At 51.0% G+C, this 18,964-nt stretch carries 14 protein-coding genes; 11 read left to right on the top strand and 3 right to left on the bottom strand.

Annotated features, from left to right (window positions below; all coding sequences use genetic code 11):
* Positions 1–62: 62 nt before the first annotated feature.
* Positions 63–1,322: a cysteine desulfurase-like protein gene (locus SE18_RS04020; RefSeq protein ID WP_054533133.1), complete on the bottom strand. Its 1,260-nt coding sequence runs from the start codon at positions 1,320–1,322 to the stop codon at positions 63–65.
* Positions 1,323–1,551: 229 nt separating this feature from the next.
* Between SE18_RS04020 and SE18_RS04015 the strand changes: the two genes are divergently transcribed.
* The 11 genes from SE18_RS04015 to smpB all read left to right on the top strand — a co-directional run bounded on the left by SE18_RS04015 (position 1,552) and on the right by smpB (position 16,821).
* Entirely contained in the window at positions 1,552–2,925 is a 1,374-nt protein-coding gene (locus SE18_RS04015) for a hypothetical protein (protein WP_054533132.1), read from the top strand.
* 135 nt (positions 2,926–3,060) lie between these two features.
* Positions 3,061–4,146 carry an isocitrate/isopropylmalate dehydrogenase family protein gene (locus tag SE18_RS04010; protein ID WP_054533131.1) on the top strand — a complete coding sequence of 362 codons (1,086 nt, stop codon included), beginning with the start codon at positions 3,061–3,063 and terminating at the stop codon, positions 4,144–4,146.
* Between the two features lie 174 nt (positions 4,147–4,320).
* Positions 4,321–9,645 carry a diguanylate cyclase gene (locus SE18_RS04005; RefSeq protein WP_054533130.1) on the top strand — a complete coding sequence of 1,775 codons (5,325 nt, stop codon included), beginning with the start codon at positions 4,321–4,323 and terminating at the stop codon, positions 9,643–9,645.
* Positions 9,646–9,691: 46 nt separating this feature from the next.
* Positions 9,692–11,083, top strand: coding sequence for an FtsW/RodA/SpoVE family cell cycle protein (locus SE18_RS04000; RefSeq protein ID WP_054533129.1), 1,392 nt, complete (start codon positions 9,692–9,694; stop codon positions 11,081–11,083).
* 11 nt (positions 11,084–11,094) lie between these two features.
* Positions 11,095–11,427, top strand: coding sequence for a hypothetical protein (locus SE18_RS03995; RefSeq protein WP_054533128.1), 333 nt, complete (start codon positions 11,095–11,097; stop codon positions 11,425–11,427).
* Positions 11,414–12,688 (top strand): MFS transporter, encoded by a 1,275-nt coding sequence (locus SE18_RS03990; protein ID WP_054533127.1) that lies wholly within the window; start codon positions 11,414–11,416, stop codon positions 12,686–12,688. Before SE18_RS03995 ends, SE18_RS03990 begins: the two co-directional genes overlap by 14 nt.
* A gap of 10 nt (positions 12,689–12,698) precedes the next feature.
* Positions 12,699–13,277 (top strand): GNAT family N-acetyltransferase, encoded by a 579-nt coding sequence (locus SE18_RS03985; RefSeq protein WP_054533126.1) that lies wholly within the window; start codon positions 12,699–12,701, stop codon positions 13,275–13,277.
* A gap of 99 nt (positions 13,278–13,376) precedes the next feature.
* Positions 13,377–15,110 (top strand): sensor histidine kinase, encoded by a 1,734-nt coding sequence (locus SE18_RS03980; RefSeq protein ID WP_054533125.1) that lies wholly within the window; start codon positions 13,377–13,379, stop codon positions 15,108–15,110.
* A gap of 114 nt (positions 15,111–15,224) precedes the next feature.
* On the top strand, positions 15,225–16,028 hold the full coding sequence (gene pyrF / locus SE18_RS03975; protein WP_054533124.1) for an orotidine-5'-phosphate decarboxylase: 804 nt from the start codon (positions 15,225–15,227) through the stop codon (positions 16,026–16,028).
* An 86-nt stretch (positions 16,029–16,114) separates the two neighbouring features.
* Positions 16,115–16,273 carry a DUF5679 domain-containing protein gene (locus SE18_RS27695; RefSeq protein WP_041304264.1) on the top strand — a complete coding sequence of 53 codons (159 nt, stop codon included), beginning with the start codon at positions 16,115–16,117 and terminating at the stop codon, positions 16,271–16,273.
* Positions 16,274–16,344: 71 nt separating this feature from the next.
* Positions 16,345–16,821 carry an SsrA-binding protein SmpB gene (smpB, locus tag SE18_RS03965; RefSeq protein ID WP_083469706.1) on the top strand — a complete coding sequence of 159 codons (477 nt, stop codon included), beginning with the start codon at positions 16,345–16,347 and terminating at the stop codon, positions 16,819–16,821.
* A gap of 176 nt (positions 16,822–16,997) precedes the next feature.
* On the opposite strand, the gene SE18_RS03960 is transcribed toward smpB, so the two are convergent.
* Together SE18_RS03960 and SE18_RS03955 are read right to left on the bottom strand one after the other, a co-directional pair.
* Positions 16,998–18,353, bottom strand: coding sequence for an alpha-amylase family glycosyl hydrolase (locus tag SE18_RS03960; protein WP_054533123.1), 1,356 nt, complete (start codon positions 18,351–18,353; stop codon positions 16,998–17,000).
* Between the two features lie 44 nt (positions 18,354–18,397).
* Positions 18,398–18,964 (bottom strand): TetR/AcrR family transcriptional regulator, encoded by a 567-nt coding sequence (locus SE18_RS03955; protein ID WP_054533122.1) that lies wholly within the window; start codon positions 18,962–18,964, stop codon positions 18,398–18,400.

Raw genomic sequence — 18,964 nt, 5'->3', positions numbered from 1 at the left:
GCTGAACAGCAAACCCCCGCTCATTGCAAAAGCTGAGCGGGGGTTTTGTATTGCGCCCAAACTTACATTGCTTCAAGCACAGTCAGCATGCGATCGATCTCAGCGCGAGTGTTGTAGTGGGCCAAGCCAACCCGCACCATGCCACCTTGATCAAGCAACTTCAAGCGTTCAACGGCGCGCAAGGCATAATAATGACCGTCCCAAACACAAATGCCCTCGTTGCCGAGCGTTTGGGCAATCGCCTGCGGCGTAAACCCAGCCAAGCGAAAAGCTACAGTTGGCACGCGCAAATGGCCACGTTCTGGTTGCACAATCCCATACAATTGCACGCCTTTGAGGGTTTGCAGGCCTTGAATCAGATATTGGCCAAGACTCTGTTCAGCTTCAGCAATTGCATGCATTGCCGCCAACAAAACTGCCCGCTGACCAAAACTCTCACCCAATTGGGCATCGTAGCGCTCCATATAGCCCACGCCCAAGCCACCGAGGTATTCCAAAGCGCCGTTGATGCCTGCTTGGCCTTCGAAATTCTGGGTGCCAGTTTCCCAACGGCTGGGAAGTGTTTCGGGTGCAGGCCGCACTTTATAGGCAAACAAGCGCTCTAAATGTTCACGTTTGGCCCAGAGGACGCCAACATGCGGGCCAAAAAATTTATAGGCCGAACATGCCACAAAATCAGCATCCAAGGCTTTAACATCGCATGGAAGATGCGGCACACTTTGGACTGCATCGACAAAACATAACGCACCGACCGCATGGGCTTGCTGCACAATGGTTTGCACATCGTTGATGGTGCCAAAAGCATTCGAGGCCCAGCCAACTGCTACCAACTTGGTGCGCGGCGAGAGATAGCGCTCGAAATCGCTCATCAGCAACGTACAATCATCAGGGTTGAAATCAACAAAATGCACGGTTACGCCACGCTCTTCGGCGGCAAGCAGCCATGGCGTAACATTCGCATCGTGGTCGAGCGTAGTCAGAATAATTTCATCGCCAGCCTGCCATTCGCGAGCCAACGAACGGCTCAATGCAAAGGTCAGCGATGTCATATTGGCCCCGAGCACAATCTCATCGGGATCGCCACCGAGCAAGGCCGCCAGCCCAGCGTGACATTCATCAATCACTGCATCGGTGCGCTGGCTGGTCAAAAATGCACCATGAGTATTGGCGACAGAGCGCCGCAAATAATCGGTCATCTGGCCAATCACCTGTTGCGGCACTTGCGTTCCACCAGGATTATCAAAAAAAACCAAGGGTTTCCCCGCGTGAGTTTGGCTTAATGAAGGAAAGTGACTGCGAAATGGAGCGAGATCGACCGTCATGGCAACTCCTTGGAACTAGACTAGGCTGTTTGGACGCTTCCTAGTTGGTACAACAAGCCTATGATACAAGATTTGAGTAGCGCTGATTTATGCGCAGAGCCTTCAGGGTTTAACGACGTTTCATCCTCAATTCAAGCCGTAAAAGACCTAATCGAGACTTGCCAAAAGCCCTAACTATCGGTATACTCAGGAGGGATTCTCATTTTAAATTAATCCATAAGGAGGAGGTATGCTCCCACGTTCGACCGTGCGGCGCAGCATGGGTTTAATCATCGTTATGATGCTTTTAACTCTGATTGTTGCCCGACCCCAAGCCTCTAATGCTGCCGATCCGCCAACCTACTATCCTGAAACCGGTCACTATCTTGGTGGAGGTTTCCGCGATTACTGGGCAGCCAACGGTGGCTTGCAAATTTTTGGTTACCCCATTACTGAAGAATATCGCGATGCCCGCGGCAAAACCATTCAATGGTTCGAACGGGCACGCTTTGAAATAGCCAGCAATGGCTCGATTGAGTTGGGGCTTTTGGGCCGTGAAGCAACCGTTAATCGGGTGTTTCCCCAAATTCCACCGCAGCCCAACGATGCAAACCATCGCTACTTCCCTGAAACCAGCCACATGGTTATGTGGGGCTTTAAAACCATTTGGGAAACCAAAGGTGGTTTAGGTGTATTTGGCTACCCCATCAGCGAAGAGATGGATGAAATCCTTGCATCCGATAATAAATGGCATACGGTTCAATATTTTGAACGGGCGCGCTTTGAGTTCTGGCCAGAGTATCCTGCTGGGCAACGCGTAGTCGTGAGCGATCTCGGTCGCCGCTTGGCTCCACGTGAACTGACCGCTCCATTGCCACCAGGCAGCCCGCCAGGTTCGCCACCACCAAGCAATCCGGGCACTCCTGGCAATAAAGATGCAACGGTTAATCCAAACTCAGGACCAGAAGGCACTAATTTTGCCTACAATGGTTTTGGCTTTGTAGCAGGCGAAGAAGTAGCATACTGGGCGACCTCGCCAAGTGGGCAAGTCGTTCCAGCACCAAATAACATCTATGCTGATGCTGATGGCTCATTAACCTCAGCAGGGGTAACATTTTATAGTAGCATTGGGATGGAACTTGGCAAATGGGCGATTACTGCTCAAGGTAAGTCAAGCGGACATGCAGCGATTGGCTATTTTGAAGTTACGCAAGGCCAATTACCCGATGATGTGAATGCACGGGTCGACCCACGCGAGGGTGGCCCAGGCACAAAATATCGTTTCTATGCTGGTGGCTTTGTGCCTGGTGAAATTGTGGCAGCTGCCATTTTTACTCTTGATTTTGAGCAAATTTCGGATGCGGTTGGGGTATATGCTGATGGCAATGGATCGATTGATTATGCCAACATCAACTTTACCGCCAGCGATAACCCCACTCCCGGGGTGTACATGGTCTATTCAGAGAGTGAAAGTGGTCGTATAGCCTATGCCTTCTTTCGCCAACGAGGCAAAAACGTCACCATGTTAGGAAGCGCAAGTAGCTTCGATGCAACCTGGTTCAGCAGCGCTCGCGACGATGCCGCAGCTAGCCAAGACCCACTTGATTTCTTCAAGAAGAAATAAGCTACTTTTGGCTGATTATCAAGAGATGAGCAACTGCTCATCTCTTTTTTTGTCGCTACAGGCCGCAGGATGCTATAATGCTCCTACGGTTCGACCGTAAAAATGCAGGGGCTTTTGAATCGAAAGGATCAATCAATGGCTCATCGGGTTACCTTGATTCGTGGTGACGGAACAGGACCAGAACTTGCCGAAGCTACACGCCGGGTCTTAGAAGCTACAGGCGTGGCTTTTGATTGGGATATTCAGGATGCAGGGGTCGATGTGATGGAGCAACTAGGCACTCCATTGCCCGATTCTGTGCTCGAATCAATTCGTTCAACCAAAGTGGCGTTAAAAGCGCCGATTACCACCCCCGTTGGCACAGGGTTCCGCTCAGTCAATGTGGCGATTCGCAAAGAACTCGACCTCTATGCCTGTGTGCGGCCATGTCGTTCCTACCCTGGCGTGCGCTCACGCTTCGAGAATATCGATTTGGTGGTTGTGCGCGAAAATACCGAAGATCTCTACGCAGGGATTGAGTTTGAGCGCGGCACGGAAGAAGTTGCCGAATTGCGCAACTGGCTGCTGCAAAAACGCCCAAATGCCTTGATCAAAGAGCCAGGCGGGATCTCGATTAAGCCAATGTCAGTGCCAGGCTCAGAGCGGATTGTGCGCTTTGCCTTTGAATATGCACGTAGCAACAATCGCAAAAAAGTGACCGCAGTCCACAAAGCCAATATTATGAAGTTCAGCGATGGGCTGTTCTTGGAAGTGGCCCGCGAAGTTGCCAAAGACTATCCTGATATCGAGTTCGATGATCGGATTGTCGATAATATGTGTATGCAGTTGGTGCAAAAACCAGAACTCTACGATGTGCTGGTGTTGCCAAACTTGTATGGCGATATTTTGAGCGATTTGTGCGCTGGCATGGTTGGCGGCTTAGGCGTTGCGCCTGGCGGCAACATCGGCGAACATGGTGCAGTCTTCGAAGCAACCCACGGCTCAGCACCAAAATACAAAAACCTCAACAAAGTCAATCCAACGGCCTTGATTCTCTCTGGTGAGTTGATGTTGCGCCACTTGGGCGAAACTGAAGCTGCTGATCGGCTCAATGCTGCGGTAGCATCGATCATTGCTGAAGGCAAGGATGTTACCTACGACTTGAAAGATGATCGCAATGACCCAACCGCCGTTGGGACTGCCGAAATGGCCGATGCAATTATCGCAAAATTGCAAGCCTAAGTGAGCTTTGGCTGGCGATTATGCGTTGCATGATCGCCAGCTAGCCACAGCTTAACAATCAAGAACCCTCATTTAATTGGGCTTCATGGTACACTGCATCTCAGCCAATGCGAATGAACAATGGTAGGTAGCTGTGGCATGGTGTGATCCACTGTTTGGCATTCTCGAATCCATATGACACAATCAACATGGCCATCAACATCAGAATTACCTGCAATTCCCAAGGTCCGCATCTTGGGTGAGATTGGACGGGGCTTACATAGCACCGTCTATCGCTGTGTGCGCGATGGCCAGACCTATGCCCTAAAAATCCCGCGCCTAAATGGAACCCAATCGCCAACCATGGCTGCTGCTGCATTTCGTCGCGAGGCGAGCGCTTTGGCCCTTGTGCGGCATCCTAGCTTGCCCGAAGTGATCGAGGTTGATCACTATAATGAGATGCCGTATATCATCATGGAGTTGGTCCAAGGCCAAACCTTGCTTGATTTGGTAGAGCTTGGGCCATTGCCTGAAAGCATGGTCATTCGCTTGGCCAAAGATTTGGCGAGCGCCTTGGCCGCAGTTCATCGCCAAGGCATCACCCATCGCGATATTCAGCCGCGCAATATGTTGATTCAGCCCTCAGGCGAAGTTAAATTAATTGATTTTGGCTTTGCGATTCACAATAGCCTCGACCCAGAACAAACCCACGTTTTAGGCACCCTGCGCTATAGCTCGCCTGAACAAACTGGCTACCTCAAACGCACGGTCGATGCACGCTCGGATTTATATGCCTTGGGTTCTGTGCTGTTTGAATGCTTGGTTGGCGTGCCGCCCTTCAATTCCTCAAATATTGCCGATTTGATGCGCCAACATGCCTTGGTACCAGCGCCTGATGTGCGTTCGTTGGCGGGCCATGTCTCGCCTGCTTTGGCCGAAATTATTGCCCGCTTATTGGCCAAAGATCCTGATGATCGCTACCAAACTGCCGAAGGTTTGCTCTCGGATATTAATCAACTTGATAGCTTAAATTTAATGCTCGCTGCTGGGCGGCCAATTCGGCTGGGCGCCGACGACCTCTGGACTGGAGCGCTGTACGATAACGATTTGATTGGCCGCGATGCAGAATTGGCAGTGCTCCGCCAAGGCTGGAATAGCGCACGCCAAGGCCATGGCAGCGTGATTGTTATCAAAGGCGCAATGGGTTTGGGCAAAAGCCAATTAGGCCGCGAGATTCTGCATCGAGCACGCTCGCTTGGTGGCCTGACCTTTGGCTCAACCTGCGTCAAAGATTCGGCCTTGCCCTATAGCGCGTTGCGCAGCCCGTTTGAGCAATATTTACACTATTTGGAATTAATGCCCGAAAGCCAGCGCCGCCATGCAGAGGAGCAAATCCGCCAATTGGTGCAAGGCTACCAAGCATTGATGGTGCGCACATTTCCCGATTTGCAGCCAATTTTGCCCTCAGCCAAACAGCCAGAAGGCGTCGTTGATTATGAGCGTTTTAATGCAATTCTGGCCAATTTGCTGCTCTGGATGACGCGCGTGCATCCAGCTGCGGTTTGGTTTATCGACGATTTACAAGCAATTGACGATGCCAGTTTTAATGTAGTGCGCAGGATTATTGGGCGAATTCAACAAGTTCCATTGTGTTTAATTATTTCCTTAAATGCCAGCCTCGACGGCCAACAAATCTACGAACGGCTGACCCTCAATCAACCAATTCCGATTCAACTGATTCAGCTTCAGCCGTTAAGCGATGTGGCCGCAACCCAATTTATTACCAGCTATTTGGGCGGCTATAGCGTCGATCAGCAGATTATCAACGAAATTGTGGCCCGCAGCGTTGGCAGTCCATTTGCCTTGCGCGAATACATCCAAACCTTGTTGGATACTGGCATGTTGCGCTTGGTCAATAGTTGCTGGATGATTGATGATCAAAGCCTGACCAAGCTGGCCCTGCCATCGCATGTGGTGCGCTTGGTGTTTGGCAGAATCGACGAGCTTAGCCCTGAGGTGCGGGCAATCCTCGAATTAGCGGCAGTGCTGGGCTTTCAATTTCGACGCAATAGCCTGCTTGAACTATGGCACGGCGAAGCTAGCGAGGTCGACGAGGCCTTGACGATTGGCGGCCGCAGCCATCTGATCGAACGCAGCGCTTCGGGCCATTATCATTTTGCCCATCAAAATATTTATCAGGTGTTTTTAGAAGGCATAGCACCTGAGCAACAACAACAGTTGCACGCCCAAATTGCCAAAAATCTTGATCACGAGCAGCTTGAGCCAGAGGCCATGTATCAATTGGCCTATCATTATGCCCGCGCCAAAAGCCACGATCCAGCATTTTTGGCCCGTGGCTTTACTATTTTGAGCAACGCAGGCCAGGTAGCGCTCGAAAAATATGCCTACGATGAGGCCTATCATTTTTTTGAACAGGCCTATCAGATTGCCCAAGGCCAAGCACTGACCTTTCAGCCACAGCAACATGCCCAATTTGCCCAGCTTTGCCTGCGCTTAGGCCAAAACCAAACTGCCTTGATTCACCTGCAAGCAGCGCTTGAAGAAACCAACGATTCCGATCAGCGCGCGCGCTTGCTGACCGCAATTGCCCATATTTATGCTTGGCAACAACAGCCACGTGAGATCTGGCGCTATTTTGATCAGGCTTTTCAAGCCTTGGGTGAGCCACCCTTGCAGCGCTCGTTGACTGGCTTGGTTGGCGATATTGGGCGTTCGCTTGCTCGTTTGCTTGGCAGTAGCTTCGCATGGATTCGCCCAAGCTCAGCTTCGCAACAGCAACGAATCATCATTTTGCTGGAAATTTACGATACAGTTGGGATGTATGCCTACCTCAATAGCCAAATGTTGGTGCTAGTAAGTTTGTTTTTGCGTTCGTTGCTGTGGGCACGGCGTGGGCGCAGCCGCCCAGCCCGAGTGCGCGCCTTGAGCAATTATGCAAGTATGTGGGCGATGACTGGTCAAAATCGGCTCGCCAAACGCGCCTTGAGTAAGGCCAAAACGATTGCCAACACGCCCAGCCCTGATCCAGTTTTGCAAGCGCGGGTTGGCTTGTACGAAGGCTTTATTAGCCATATTATTGGCGCTGAAGTGCAGGCTGAACGTCTATTGCGTTCAACATTACGGCAACATTCCACCACAATCGATTCGCTCTCCTATGGCCATGCAGTGGCGGATAGCGTGCTCTTGCTCTTTTTGCGCGGCCATGTGCTTGAAGCATGGCAATTGGTGCAAGAAACCTTTGAACGTTTCGAACAACATAATCAGCAAAATGAACAAACTTGGTTTTTAAAACTATGGGCTGCGCCGCTGTTGATTAGCCTTGGCTTTACCGCCGAAGCCCAACGCTACCCGGTGCCCGAGATTAAAGGCCGCCAGCAATGGTTGTTGGCATGGCAAAATTTGGCTGATGCTTCGCAGATGATCGTTAACCTAGAGCAAGGCGATCCTGGCCAGCAAAACGACCAATTATTGCGCCATTTTAATCGCCAACGGCGCAATACCCCGCGCTTCATGCCATTTCATTCGCGTTATGTCTATATGATTCAAGGCTATATTCGGATTGCTCAATTTTTACAGCAACGCAAACGGGTTGCCTTACGGCGCCTACGAATTGCCGCCCGCCAAGCCTCAATCGTTGCAACAACGCCAATTTTGCGCGGCCATGCCTTGGTGATTGTCGCAGCGGCCCATGGCTTCGACGGACGCTTTGCCCAAGCATTAACCCTTTTAGGCCAAGCTGAACAATTAGCCCATCTGCACGATGCGCCATGGATTTTATACGAGGCCCATCGAATTCGCGCCCATTTATTTAGCATGCAGCAACAAATGGCAGCCGCCAAACGCGAAGCCAGCCGCGCCTATACAATTGCTTTTGATCATCAATGGGTCTTGCGCATGCGTCATGTGGCCCAAAGCTTCCAACTTGACGATCCAGAGCGCCTGAATTCGACGACCAGCATCATCAGCGAAGAAGGCCTCCGACCTGATGATAATCGCATGCAACGCCTGTTGGATGCGCTGCTTTCGGTGAGTTTGGCCTGGGCCCAAAGCTACGATCTCGCTGAGCAAGCTCAAACCGCGCTTGATTCGGTGATTCGGATTTTAGGGGCTGAGCGGGCTTTTCTGTTTTTGCTCGAAAACGATGAGTTGCAGTTGCGGGCAGCGCGTGATGCAGCCAGCAATCAGCTGAGCGAGGGCTTACAAGGCTACAGCCGAACCGTGCTTGAACAAGTGCGCATTACCCAAAAACCGGTCATTGTTAGCGGAGCCGATGATGGCTTGATAATCAGCAGCGAGAGTGTTACGGCCCACAATTTACGCAGCGTTTTGGCAGCGCCGTTGATGCTCGATGGCCAATTTTTGGGCGTGGTCTACCTTGATAATCGTTTGGCATGGGGCTTTTTCTCGCAAGAAGATGAAATTATTCTGCGCGCAGTAACCACCCATATTGCGCTTGGCTTGGAGAAATCGCGCACAACTCAGCTTGAAATGCATATTAGGGCTGAACGCGAGCAACGCCGCTTGGCTGAACATTTACGCCAACTTTCAACCGTATTGAATGCAACCCTCGATTTGGCCGATGTTTTAAAATATGTCTTGAATCAGCTCAATTCATTGTTGCCCTACTATGGCGCGTGCATTGCCCTCTGCGACGACGAGTATCTCAAATTTGAACAAGTTGAAAGCCCTAGCCCAACCTTGTGGGCACGCGGCACAAAAATTTTAAGCAGCGCTGATGCATTGTTCACTGAGCTAGCAACGATTCGCCAGCCCTTGATTGTCAATGATATAGCCAAAGATTCACGCTTCAAAGGCTATGGCGAGCATCCAGCCCGCTCGTGGTTGGGCTTACCATTGCTGGCACGCGGCGAAATTATTGGCTTTATGGCAATCGATCGCGATGAGCCAAACGCCATTTCCGAGCACGAAGCAGAATTGGGGATGACGTTTGCCTCGCAGGCAGCAGTCGCAATTGCCAATGCCCAATTATTTGGCCAAGTCCAACGGCTGGCAATTACCGATTCGCTGACTCAAGTGAGTAACCGCCGCCATTTCTTTGAGTTGGCAGAACGCCAATGGGTATTGACGAGCAGCAGCGATCATCCACTGGCAGCGATGATGCTCGACGTTGATCATTTCAAACGGGTCAACGACAGCTATGGACACTCGGTTGGTGATTTGGTCTTGCGCACGGTGGCCGATATTTGCCGTGCCAACCTACGACCCACCGATCTGCTTGGGCGCTATGGCGGTGAGGAATTTGCAATTTTACTGCCAGATACCGATCTATCAGCAGCAGTAACCATCGCTGAGCGTTTACGCTTGGCCATTGGTCGCCATCAGATTCAGCATGAACAAGCCAACATTCGCTTGACGGTCAGCATTGGTGTGACTGGGTTGAGCAAAGATGATACCTCAGTGGCCAGCCTGCTTGATCGGGCAGATCGTGGGCTTTACATTGCCAAAGAAACCGGACGCGATCGGGTTATGATGGCCTAGGGCTGTGCTACAATAGCTCAAGTTTGGTGCATTTGGAGGGCCTGATATGGTGCGTGATATGCTGCGCAACTTGCGGCGCGTGCGCTTAGTTGAAGTTCAGCTGCTCATAACCGTGCTGCTATTGTTTGCCGCTGGCTACATGATGGTGTTTGCCACAGGCCAACGCCGTTTAGAGGCCGATGTTGGCTCGTTGCAATCGTTGTTTAGCGTGCTATGGCCATCGTCGTTGCCGCTGCTGCTGTATTTGGTGGTCAGCGCTGGGCTTTCGTATCGCAACCCCAATGCCGACCAAATTTTGCTGCCCTTGGTAGCGGTGCTTTCGGGCTTGGGTTTGCTGTTTACGGCACGGGTTGCGCCAACCCTCGATAAAGACATTTATGGCGACGTTGCAGCCAAACAATCGGCGTTTGTGACCATTGGGGTAATTTTGCTCGTGCTCATGGTCTTTGTCGATTGGGATCGCTGGATCTTTATTCGGCTATTTCGAACGGGCATGATGGAATGGCTCAAAAATCACCGCTGGACGTGGATGCTGCTGGGCGTTGGCTTGATGGTCTTGACCTTTATCATCGGCGTTGACCCCAACAATAGCGGAGTTAAAGTGTGGTTTCGCTTGCCTGGTGGCTTTTTGTTTCAGCCAGCAGAGCTGCTAAAAATCATCTTAGTGGTGTTTTTGGCCTCGTATCTGATCGAACACCGCGAGGTGGTAAATCATGGCTATCGGCTTGGGCGCATAACCCTGCCGCCATTGCCTTATCTAGTGCCGATGGGCGGCATTTGGGCCTTGTGTATGGCCTTGATTGTCAAGCAAAGCGACTTGGGCGCTGCCTTGTTGTTGTTCGGCATCTTCATCGCAATGTTGTATGTGGCAACGGGCAATGGCTGGTATGTTGGGGCAAGTTTTGGCGCATTCGCGATTGGCTCATATGTTATGTACCAATACATTGGCAAAGTCCAAGAGCGGGTGGCGATTTGGCTTGATCCTTGGTCGGATGCTGCGCGTTTGGGCTATCAGATTGTGCAATCCCAATATGCTCTTTCGGCGGGCGGGGTCACTGGCAGTGGGCTTGGCTTGGGCGCGCCCTATTATGTGCCAGCGGTGCATACCGACTTTGCCTATACTGGCATCGCCGAAGAGTTAGGCCTGATGGGGACAATTGGCATCTTGATTGTGTATGTGCTGATGATTTATCGTGGCTATCACATCGCCTTATCTATTCCAGGCCGTTTTCGCGGCTTTGAACAATTGCTGGCGGTTGGCCTGACCACGATTTTGGCAGTGCAAGCATTAATTATTATTGGTGGTAACTTGCGCGTCATTCCCCTGACCGGGATTACCCTGCCGTTTATCTCCTATGGTGGTTCGTCGGTTGTGATGAACTTTGTGATTGTTGGCTTGCTTTTGCGCATTTCCACCACAACTCAGAAGCAAACCTAAGCGAGGCCAGCGTGAATTGGTTTGTAATTAGCATTGGAGCAGCAATTGCAGCATGTCTGCTCATCATAATTGGTTTTTTTGGGGGCTGGCGCTGGTGGCAACGTTTGCGGCCTGTTTGGCAAATCTGCTTAATGCTGGTAATTCCGAGCTTGATGCTGGGCTTAACCCTTTTGGTTGCCTGGTTTTCACCATGGCCAATCGAAGAACTTGGGAGCTTGGTAATTGGGGTTACGCTTGGCAGCGGGCTAGTGTTAATTACGACATCGTATTTGGCAATGCAAATTTGGTGGGCCTTCCAGCCCGACGAGCCAGTCGCCGCGTCTGAGCCTGATGAGCACGCATAATCAGCAGCCTGCTCAGGCCTTACGCTGGCCATTAATCATCAAACTGCTCATCTCGTTGCATGTTGGCGTTGGCGATTTTTTGCTGCCCTTGTATGTGCAAGCCTTGGGTGGCTCGCCGCAAGTTATTGGCAATTTGGTTGGCTTGGGCGCTGCATTTGGCGTTTTAGCTAGGCTAAGCTTAGGTTGGCTCGCCGATCGTGGGATCATTCGGCTGTTGTTGCGGGTCAGTTTGCTGGCGTTGGCTAGCGGCTTTGCACTTTGGAGTTTTGCCCCGAGCAGCGCATGGTTATTGCCTGGCCAAGCGCTTTTAGCCATGGGTCGGGCAGGCTCGACCATCTGTTTAAGCTTGCTGATTGCCCAACTAACCAGCCCCGGCCAACGGGGGTCGGGCTATGGCAGGCTAACCATGGCCAGTTCGATTGCCACGATTATCGGCTCAATTATTGCGGGAATTGGCTTTATTGGTTGGGATTTGGAGACGCGCCAGCAATTACTCCAATTCAGCTGGCTCAATCCAATCGTAAGCCAGTTGCCCACCCCAATTCCGCGCACAGCCCTGTTTCATGGCCTATATAGCGTCTTTAGCAGCAGCGTGGTTTTGGCAGGAATCTTCAGTCTACGCTCATGGCCCCATGCGCTTGTGCCAAAACGCGGTACAATAGAACCACCATGGCGCAGTGTGTTAGGTCAGCCAAGCATCCGCAACCTTTTGCTAGCCCAAAGCTGCATTAGCGCGGCATATAGTGCCTCGATTCCAATGACCGTGCCGTTATTGACTTATCGTTTCGGGGCAAGTGTAGCGGCGGTGGCTGTAGCCTATATTGTGCCAGGCATTATTTATGCGCTTTTTCCTGCACGCCTTGGGCGCGTTGCTGATCGAATTGGCTATCGGCGGGCTGCGAGGCTTGGGCTTGGAGCAAGTATGCTGATTTACCTAGCACTTCCCATCAGCCCACAGCTGGCAATAACCGCCATCTTATGGGCTTGTGAAGCCTTGGCATGGAGCTGTTATGTTCCTGCTTTGGAAGCCCTACTTGCAGAAAGTGTGATACCACAACAACGCGGAACGGCCCTAGCAATCTATGGGATTGCTGGCGCTTTAACCGCAACCGTGGCGGCACCCTTGGGCGCAAGCTTATTTAGCCGTTGGCCAGCAACACCCTTTTTGTTCTCGGCCCTTTGCCTCGGTATGGCAGCCATGATTGCTGCCCATACCCCACCAACCAATGCCGATTATGCTACGATTGAACAACACAATTGAAGAACCCACCATGCCCGCATTAACGCCATTCCCCCAGACTGGACTTGTTCGTTGGACAAGCAAGTTGGGAGTTGACTTAGCGATTCGCCATATTACACCTGACGATGCCAAATTGTTAGTTGAATTGTATGGGCGTTTATCGCCGCGCACCCTCGAACTACGTTTTGCCACAATTATGATCAACATTCCAATCGAGCGGGTAATTGAAGAATCGGCACGCTTGGCAACCCTCAACCACGACCATGCAGATGCCCTAATTGCTTTGCTCAACGAAGATGGCGACGAGCACATTGTAGCCGTGGCCCGCTTAGCAGGCGCAGACCATATTCAAGCTGAATTTGCGCTCTTGGTGCGCGACGATTTGCAGGGCCATGGCGTGGGCAGTTTTATGCTCGATCTCTTATTTCAAGTAGCGTTAGTCCGCGGCTTGCGCTATCTCAAAGCCTCGGTACTCGCTGAAAATACGGCCATGCTGCGGCTGATTCGGCGCTCTGGCTTCCCCTATCATATGCACACCTCGCATGGCGAAAGCGATGTGACGATCTATCTCGACCCAACCATCAGCGAGGGAGAACTTAATCACCACTGACTCAAGTAGATTGTTAATCTATTTTTTGGCCTATGTCCGTATAATCTGTATGTTTGAAATCTGCTGTCCCCTGCCGCTGGCACGTGGGCTAGGAGTAGTGTGTTGAATGAGTTTGATTCAGTAGTCGCGGCGATTGAAGCAGGCTGGGAACTCGACGATATTTTGCAGTTAATCATCACAAATAGTCAATTATTGCTCGATTTGCAGCATAGTTATATTGTGTTATACGAGGCTGAGCAGCTTTGGCTCAAAGCCAATAGTAACAATTTGCCAACTCGCGTTTTAGCCCCAACCAGTGCTGAAGCCCGGGTTGTTGCCATGGGGCGGGCTGTAGCTTTAGAGCCAATTCAGGCCTTGCCGCTGTGGCGCACGCTTGAATTTGCCTTCAAACCAGAGGCTCGCGGCTGGATTAGCGCACCAATTCGGCTAAATGGGCATACGGTTGGCGCTTTGGCGGCTTTTACCGAGCCAACACCCAACGAGCCACTCCGCGAGTCGTTGCGCTTTATGACCGTCTTGGCCGATTTGGCCGCCCTCGCTTTAGAACGGGGTCAGTTTTGGCTGCGTCATCAACGGCGCTCGCAATTTATTGCCTTGTTGCGCACGATTTCGGGCATTAGCCAACAACCATCGCTAGGTGATTTAGCCCATACTATCGCCCAACAATTGTGCGAAATTGGCAATGCAGATTTGGCCTTAATTTATATTCCAAGCCCTGAAACCGAAGAATTTGTGACCTTGGGCATGAGCGAAACTCCCTTGGCGCTGCAAGTTCGCGAGCAAGGGCTGGATCATATTCCCTTGGCCAGTAATGCCTTGCTGCATGAGTGCTATCAGAGTGGCCACGTTCAACGTCTAGCATTAACCGCTGAAAATTGGCCTGAACTCGCGCAACTTGGTGTGCAGCATGTGCTGATTGTCCCAATTCACGACACCCACGAACGACTGGGCGTGATTGTGCTTGCCAGCCTTGAAGATACACAGTTTGACGACGATGCCTTGAATTTTCTCAACTTTATTGGAGTGCGCCTCGGCTATGCCTTGAAAAACGAGAACCTGCTCGAAGAGGTTGTGCAGGCCGAACGCCGCCGCATCAGCGAGGATGAGCGCAGTAACTTTATCGCTTCAGTGGCCCATGATCTTAAAAATGCCTTGACAACAGTGATTGGCACAACTCAGCTGGCTATGCGCAAGCTTCGCCGTGGCGACCAAACTTATAGCGAAAAGGCCTTCACGACGATTGCCACCAAATCGCAGCAAGCATTGCAATTGATCGAAGACATGGTTGATGTGAGTCGCTTAGAGCAAGGCACTTTTCGCCTGTTTATGCAAAACGTCGATCTGGTCCAATTGGCAGCAGATGAAGTTGAAGCAGCCCAAGGTTTATCGCAACAACATACGATTAAATTTGAAAGCAACCTTGATCACTGTGAGCTAGCCGCCGATCAACAACGCTTACGTCAAGTGCTAACCAATCTATTAATCAATGCGATTCGTTATTCGCCGAATGGCGGCACGATTACGCTACGAATTATGCCAGCAGATCAAGCGCCAATGCCCACGAATGCCAGCATCAGCAGCGAAAGTGAGCTAGAGCAAGCAGTTGTGCTCAGCGTCAGCGATCATGGCATGGGCATTCCAAGCCATGAACTGGGCTATATTTTCGAGCGCTTTTACCGCGGCCAAGGCTCGACGGTCGCCAGCGGCTCAGGCTTAGGCTTATACATTAGCGCAGCAATTATGGCCCAACATGGCGGCAAAATGTGGGTTGAATCGCAATTACACCATGGCACGACCTTCTATTGCTCATTGCCAGCAGCGCGGGTTCAATAAGGTAATTGGGGATCGGTTGTTGGGGGTTGGGGATCGGTTTATTCCCAAGTTGCGGGGTTTTGGCAAAATCCGAGTATCATAAGGTACGGGCAGCAATTTAGTGGGAGCAAACCCATGGTTATGCAAAAATTCCGGGCAGCGGCGGCTAGCAATCGTTCAACCCTGTGTATTGGGCTTGACCCCGATTTAGCTCGTTTGCCGGAACATCTGACCCGTGACGCAGCAGGAATTGTCCAATTCAACCAGGCAATTATCGAAGCAACCAGCGATCTTGTGTGTGCCTATAAGCCAAATATTGCCTTCTACGAGGCCTTGGGCAGCGCAGGCTGGCAAGCACTAAAGCAAACAATCGCCAGCATTCCAGGCCATCTGCCGATTATTCTCGATGCCAAACGCGGCGATATTGGCTCGACGGCCAAAGCCTATGCCAGCGCCGCCTTCGACGAACTTGGGGTTGATGCAATTACGCTTAGCCCGTATATGGGCTACGATTCATTACAACCATTTTTGGAGCGCGCCGATAAAACCTGTTTTATCTTATGTCGCACCTCGAACCCTGGCGGCGATGATGTGCAAAATTTGGCCTTGGCGAATGGCGAGCCGTTATTTTTGAAAATTGCCGAGCTGGTGGCTGAACGCTGGAATGGCAACCAAAACTGTGGGCTGGTGGTTGGCGCAACCTATCCCAGCGAGATTGCCACAATTCATCAGCGCTACCCCGAATTGCCGTTATTGGTGCCCGGCGTTGGTAGCCAAGGTGGCGATATTGGGGCAGTCCTGGCGGCGGCTGGCGAGCAGGCTATTATCAACCTTTCGCGCTCAGTTTTGTATGCTAGCAGTACTAGTAGCTTCGCTGAAGCTGCCCGCGACGTTGCCCAACGCTTTTTAGCGCCTAAACAAGCCTTAAATCACCCGTAGTAGGGATGCCTTTTGGCTAGTGTACTGGCATCGTTCGTGATATAGTAACGCTCAATTCGTTCCTTAGTTGCTAGGAGGTACAACCGATGACGGTTGAAGCATACTGTGTCAAATGTAAGCAAAAACGCACCGTGGACAATGCTGAAGTGATTCAGATGGAAAACGGGCGCCGCGCAGCCAAAGGCAAATGCCCAGAGTGTGGCACCAACTTGACGCGCTTTTTGCCCAGCGAAAAAAAGAAATAACCCACTTTCACAGATCGCTCTAGGGTAGGGCAGACTGTCCTACCCAATTTGGTTTTTTGGAGGAACGAAGCGTGGCTAAAGAGAGTAAAGATTCGATTGAAGTCATGGGTGATAATCGCAAAGCGCGCCATGATTATTTTATTCAAGATACTTATGAAGCAGGAATTGTCTTACGCGGGACTGAAATTAAGTCAATTCGGCGCGGTCAAGTTCAATTGCGTGGCTCCTATGCCCGGGTGCAAAATGGCGAAATTTGGCTCTATGATGCCCATATTGCGCCCTACGCAGAAACTGGCGAGTTGTTTAACCATGAGCCAATGCGCCCACGCAAGCTACTCTTACACCGCCGCCAAATTTTGAAGCTCCACCAAACTTTGGCAACCAAAGGCTTGACCTTAGTGCCGCTCAAGATTTATATGCGTGGTCGTTTGGCAAAAGTTGAGCTTGGAGTTGCCCAAGGTAAAAAACTCTACGATAAGCGAAATTCTATCGCCGATCGCGATGCAAAACGTCAAATCGAGCGCGCCATGAAAAATCGTTACGAGTAAGATGATTAAGCTTGCAGCAGCCCCAGCACCAGCAGCATGAGCCAAGCAGCATACGATTCGAACGTTAAGGAATTAGGCCAAAATCATGACAAAAAGCCCCTCGCTGATATTGCTGGCGAGGGGTTGGGGTGAGGCGATTATACGCTTTTAAGCCCACGAAAACGAGCATAAGTCAATCAATTAACTAACTGCCAAACTTGGCCCCACGTTGGGGCAAGCTCCAGCTGAAGTTGCCCATGCAGCACCCGCGTTTCGCCTCCATTCAAGCGATCTTCAAGCACACTGCCTTCGCCAAAGGGTACCGTAAATTGACAACTTTGGGCTGTACTAGCCGCATTCAAGGCCACCACAAGCGTTTGTTCCTTCGTCCAGCGCACAAACACCAGTTGCTCAGCCTGCACATACAATTGGGCATATTCGCCATGGCGCAGCGCTGAATAGTCGTGGCGCAGTTGGCTAAAGCGCCGAATTGCTGCTACCAAATCAGGTTGATTCGCCTGCACCAAAGCTGGTTGGGGCAAAGCAGGCCGCAAAGCCTGATCGCTGCTAGCAGTTTTTTGGCCAAGCAAAGCCCATTCGCTGCCATAATACAACGAGGGAAGCCCAGGCATCGTGTAGAGCAACAAATGCAATGGATACAGCTGCGCATGATTATGTAATGTGCTAGCAATGCGATCGACATCATGATTATCAACAAAGTTATACAACGGCGTAGCCCGATAGATACCGCCAGCGCCAAATTGGCGATTAAGGCTGTAAGCAATTTCAAAATAGTTGCAATCATTCAGGCTAGAATAGAGGCCCTTGTAGGCTTCATAGTTGGTCACGCTATCGAGCATGCCTGCATTCGTCCACTGACGATAATCGCCATGCACAACTTCGCCAATCAGCAGAAAATCACTGCGCAGGCTTTTGCAATGGCCTGCGAGTTCGGCCAAAAAGCCATGCTCGATCTGATCGGCAGCATCAAGCCGCAAACCATCAATCGCAAATTGTTCAACCCACACATTGACTGCTTGAAAAAGATATGTCCGCACATTAGAATTATGTAAATTCAACTTAACTAAATCGTAGTGACCATGCCAGCCTTGATAGCTAAAGCCATCGCCATAAGGGCTGCGCTGGTTGAAATCTAAGCCAGCAAACCAAGCGGCATAGGCTGAATTGTGGCCATGGGCTTGCAGATCGCGAAAGGCCCAAAAATCGCGGCCAACATGATTAAAAACTCCATCAAGCAGTACGCGAATGCCAGCAGCGTGCAAAGCAGCAATTAGCTGTTGCAGATCGGCGTTCGTGCCCAGCCGCCGATCGACACTGAAATAATCGATCGTATCGTAGCCGTGGGCGCTGGATTCGAAGACTGGCCCAAGATACAGCAGATTGATGCCCAAGCTTTGCAGATGCTCAATCCAGCCATGTAATTGATTTAGCCGCGCAACTGGCTGGCTGGTTTGATCGTTGTTGGTTGGTGCGCCACACAGCCCCAAGGGATACATATGATAGGCTTGTGCGTCGTTGGCCCATGGGTGCATACAGTCTCCTTTATACCGTTCGGTATAGTAAATTAGCTAAAAAATTAGGAATAAATGCCATATGAAAATTGCTGCACAGCTTGATGGATAAGTTGCGGCGTTGCCTGAATTGCGCCACTCAACCATAAACCAATGTAGGTATTGATTGTGCCCAGCAAGGTTGCTGCATAGACCCGTTGCCGACCGCGCATGTTGCCATGAAAGCTGCTTGCGCGCACAAAAAAACTTTCGAGCAAGGCCTGTTGTTGCGCTGAACTGACCGCAACAATCTGAAAGGCTTCGTTATCAGGCAAACTAAACCACATCGCCAATTGCATGTGATAAAGCAATGGTTCTGCTTGCGCAAAATCAAAATAAAGCTGAAAAATCGCTGCCAAACTTGCGGGCACATCGTTGGCATGGCTCGTAGCGTGGGCTAAGCGATCAATTAATGGCTGGAGCCGCTCGTTGATCAATGCCTCTAGCAGGCCCCGTTTGCTGCCAAAATAATGATAGAGGGTTGGTTTGGTAACCCCTGCTTGCTCAACAATTTCTTGCACACCGATTGCATCGTAGCCACGTTGGGCAAATAAATGCAGCGCTTGTTCAAGCAGCTTAGCTCGATTATCCAT

It is taken from the genome of Herpetosiphon geysericola (genome assembly GCF_001306135.1).
In the GTDB taxonomy this organism is placed as follows: domain Bacteria; phylum Chloroflexota; class Chloroflexia; order Chloroflexales; family Herpetosiphonaceae; genus Herpetosiphon; species Herpetosiphon geysericola.
Note: the sequence above shows the minus strand (reverse complement) of the source record. Positions and strands in the feature narration are given on the sequence as shown.